The 3,134-nt window shown below is 52.8% G+C and carries 4 protein-coding genes and 3 tRNA genes; all 7 read left to right on the top strand.

Annotation, left to right across the window (positions count from 1 at the left end; genetic code table 11):
• The first annotated feature begins 199 nt into the window (after positions 1 to 199).
• Positions 200 to 1,153 (top strand): bifunctional biotin--[acetyl-CoA-carboxylase] ligase/biotin operon repressor BirA, encoded by a 954-nt coding sequence (birA, locus tag CKW11_RS27345; protein WP_095140150.1) that lies wholly within the window; start codon positions 200 to 202, stop codon positions 1,151 to 1,153.
• The gene (locus CKW11_RS27340) at positions 1,143 to 1,892 is read left to right on the top strand and encodes a pantothenate kinase (RefSeq protein ID WP_095140149.1); all 750 of its coding nucleotides are present in this window, start codon (positions 1,143 to 1,145) and stop codon (positions 1,890 to 1,892) included. Before birA ends, CKW11_RS27340 begins: the two co-directional genes overlap by 11 nt.
• 7 nt (positions 1,893 to 1,899) lie before the next feature.
• The gene (locus CKW11_RS27335) at positions 1,900 to 2,337 is read left to right on the top strand and encodes a hypothetical protein (protein WP_095140148.1); all 438 of its coding nucleotides are present in this window, start codon (positions 1,900 to 1,902) and stop codon (positions 2,335 to 2,337) included.
• A 142-nt stretch (positions 2,338 to 2,479) separates the two neighbouring features.
• A tRNA-Tyr gene (locus CKW11_RS27330) sits at positions 2,480 to 2,564 on the top strand.
• Between the two features lie 24 nt (positions 2,565 to 2,588).
• A tRNA-Gly gene (locus tag CKW11_RS27325) sits at positions 2,589 to 2,662 on the top strand.
• A gap of 26 nt (positions 2,663 to 2,688) precedes the next feature.
• A tRNA-Thr gene (locus CKW11_RS27320) sits at positions 2,689 to 2,764 on the top strand.
• 84 nt (positions 2,765 to 2,848) lie between these two features.
• The coding region (locus CKW11_RS27315; protein WP_256582243.1) for a GTP-binding protein at positions 2,849 to 3,134 on the top strand (286 nt) is incomplete at its 3' end.

The following is a 3,134-nucleotide window of genomic DNA, read 5'->3' as shown; positions in this document are numbered from 1 at the left end:
AAGTGAAACGATGCATCGCCGATGGTAGTGTGGGGTTTCCCCATGTGAGAGTAGGTCATCGTCAAGATTAAATTCCGAAACCCCAATTGCGAAAGCAGTTGGGGTTTTGTTTTGCCTGCAGGAAAGTGGTGTGCTTGATTTCTATGCAATCGCCCGCCTCATGGCTATTATTCGGGCCTCATTGTGAGGCGAGACCTGCATGCTGACGTTGTTGAATCTATTAAAGGATGGTCGATTCCATTCCGGCGAGGCTCTGGGGGTTGCCCTGGGAATCAGTCGAAGTGCGGTGTGGAAACAGCTTCAGCATCTTGAGGCTGAACTCGGATTATCCATTAACAAAGTCCGGGGCAGAGGCTATCAACTGGCCGCGCCCTTGACGCTGCTCGACCCCCTCAAGATTGGTGCCTTGACGCCGGTTTGGCCGATGTCAGTCTTTGATTCCATTGATTCCACCAATGCAGAGGCGCTGCGCGCGATCGGTCAAGGTCGAGCAGCGCCGTTTCTGGTATTGGCGGAGCGACAGATTTCCGGTCGTGGTCGCCGGGGGCGCAAGTGGATAAGCCCTTTCGCTGAAAATCTGTATTACAGCTTGGTCTTACGCATCGAGGGTGGCATGCGCCAGCTTGAGGGCTTGAGTCTAGTGGTTGGTTTAGCGGTTATGCATGCCCTGCGAAAGCAGGGAGTGTCGAGCGCTGGATTGAAGTGGCCAAACGATGTGCTAGTCGGAAACAAGAAAATCGCCGGTATCCTTCTTGAGTTAGTAGGGGATCCGGCAGATGTTTGCCATGTGGTGCTTGGTATAGGCATTAATGTGAACATGCAGGTTGCTGAGGAAGTTGACCAGCAATGGACGTCGATTCGGCTCGAGACGGGCAAAAACTGCGATCGCAACATCTTGGTGGCTGAGCTGAGCGAGCAACTGCGGGGCTACATCCAACGTCATCAGGTCCACGGATTCTCTGCGTTCCAAGAGGAGTGGGAAAAGGATCACATGTGGCAAGGTCGCCCGGTTTCTTTGGTTGCGGGCGTTAGTCATATAGAAGGCGTAGTGCTTGGCATTGATAGCCAGGGTGCGCTGCGCTTGAAGGTGGACGGTGTGGAAAGGGTATTTAGTGGTGGTGAGCTCAGCCTGAGGTTGCGTGATGATTCTTGAGCTCGACTGTGGGAATAGCTTTATCAAGTGGCGTGTATTGAATACGGCTGCTGGCGGTCTTTTCGCTGAAGGTGTTGTCGACTCGGATCAGGCTCTGGTGGATAGCTTGTGCGCATTTGACAGCCTGTCGTTGCGTAAATGTCGGTTGGTCAGCGTAAGAACCAGCGAAGAAACTGCTGCGCTCACCCGAATTCTCGAGCAGACGTTCGGCGTCTCGGTCGTGTGCGCCAAATCGGCCAGTGAAATGTCTGGCGTCAGGAATGGCTATGACGACTATGAACGCTTGGGGCTGGATCGCTGGTTGGCGATGCTTGGTGGTTTTCATTTGGCTGCAGGCGCCTGCCTGATTCTGGATTTCGGCACTGCTGTGACGGCCGATTTTATTAATGCCGAAGGAGAGCACCTTGGAGGATTCATTTGCCCAGGGATGCCCTTGATGCGTAACCAATTACGTACACATACCCGGAAAATCCGTTATGGGGATTTGGCTGCCGAAAAAGCGCTGACGAGCCATGCTCCGGGGCGCAGTACAGTCGAGGCGGTGGAGCGAGGGTGCTCTTTAATGTTGAGAGGTTTCGTTCTGACCCAGATGGAAATGGCTCGATCCTATTGGGGGGAGCGCTTTGCTGTCTTTATTACCGGTGGCGATGCTGGATTGGTGGCGGACGTCGTGCCCGATGCACGGCTCGTCCCTGACCTGGTATTTGTAGGGTTGGCGATGGCGTGTCCTTTGACTTGAGGTTTGTATGCGTTGGTTGTTCCTGCTGCTCGTTGTTCTCAATGTTTTCTATTACGTCTGGCATCAGCAGGAAGCGCCTTTGCGTGCAAAAGATGTCACGCCCCTCAGTATGTACCGCGGGGCCCAGCAAGATATTCGCTTATTGAGTGAGGCGACTGGTGACTCTGGAGGAGGGCAGGGCGCGCGCCGTGCCGGACAAGAGTGTCTGTTTTTGGGTGGTTTGCCTCAAGAAAGCAGCATTTCCGAGCTACAGATGCGTCTAGCGGCCATGAGTGTGAAGGTTCAGGCAACACAAAAGGATCTTCCCGAACCTGGTTATTGGTTGCGCATTGCGCCCGAGAGCCAGCGTTTATTGGGGGATGTGCAGTTGCAGAACCTTTCCAAGGAATTCAATGAGTTAAAACATAAAATAATGCTGTGTGAGGGGGTTGCACCGCTGGAATAGTTTGCATAGAATGGCGCCCGCTCCACAGCGAACACCTAAACAGGTTGTCAAAGTGGAGCGGTGTCAACGCAGCTAACCTCAGGTTTTTAATGAGAAAATGCTTGACAGAAGGTCGGCATAGTATAGAATGCCGGCTCGCTTAGGAGGGGTTCCCGAGCGGCCAAAGGGATCAGACTGTAAATCTGACGTCTACGACTTCGAAGGTTCGAATCCTTCCCCCTCCACCATTTTTAGCGTGAGCTGCAAGCTCCGCGGGTATAGTTTAGTGGTAGAACCTCAGCCTTCCAAGCTGATGATGCGGGTTCGATTCCCGCTACCCGCTCCAAGTTTGCAGGTTGTGCAAAGTGTTTCGCTCTTGTAGCTCAGTTGGTAGAGCACACCCTTGGTAAGGGTGAGGTCAGCGGTTCAAATCCGCTCAAGAGCTCCATATAACAAGGCAGATATGAAAATATCTGCCTTTGTTTTAATGGTAGATATCGTTCGTCTAATTCTTCTGTTGAGGGTGTTATCGATGGCTAAGGAAAAATTTGATCGTTCCCTGCCCCACGTCAACGTAGGGACCATTGGTCACGTTGACCACGGTAAAACCACTCTGACCGCTGCTCTGACTCGCGTCTGCTCCGAAGTTTTCGGTTCGGCCGTAGTTGAATTCGACAAGATCGACAGCGCTCCAGAAGAAAAAGCTCGCGGTATCACCATCAACACCGCTCACGTTGAGTACAACTCGACTATTCGTCACTACGCTCACGTTGACTGCCCAGGTCACGCTGACTACGTGAAGAACATGATCACCGGTG

Origin of the sequence: Pseudomonas sp. Irchel s3a10, assembly GCF_900187525.1 — a bacterium.
In the GTDB taxonomy this organism is placed as follows: Bacteria; Pseudomonadota; Gammaproteobacteria; order Pseudomonadales; family Pseudomonadaceae; genus Aquipseudomonas; species Aquipseudomonas koreensis_G.
Note: the sequence above shows the minus strand (reverse complement) of the source record. Positions and strands in the feature narration are given on the sequence as shown.

Coding starts and splice junctions, on each gene's coding strand:
- CKW11_RS27335 (WP_095140148.1), top strand. CDS start 1,900: ATGCGTTGGTTGTTCCTGCTGCTCGTTGTTCTCAATGTTTTCTATTAC.
- birA (WP_095140150.1), top strand. CDS start 200: ATGCTGACGTTGTTGAATCTATTAAAGGATGGTCGATTCCATTCCGGC.
- CKW11_RS27340 (WP_095140149.1), top strand. CDS start 1,143: ATGATTCTTGAGCTCGACTGTGGGAATAGCTTTATCAAGTGGCGTGTA.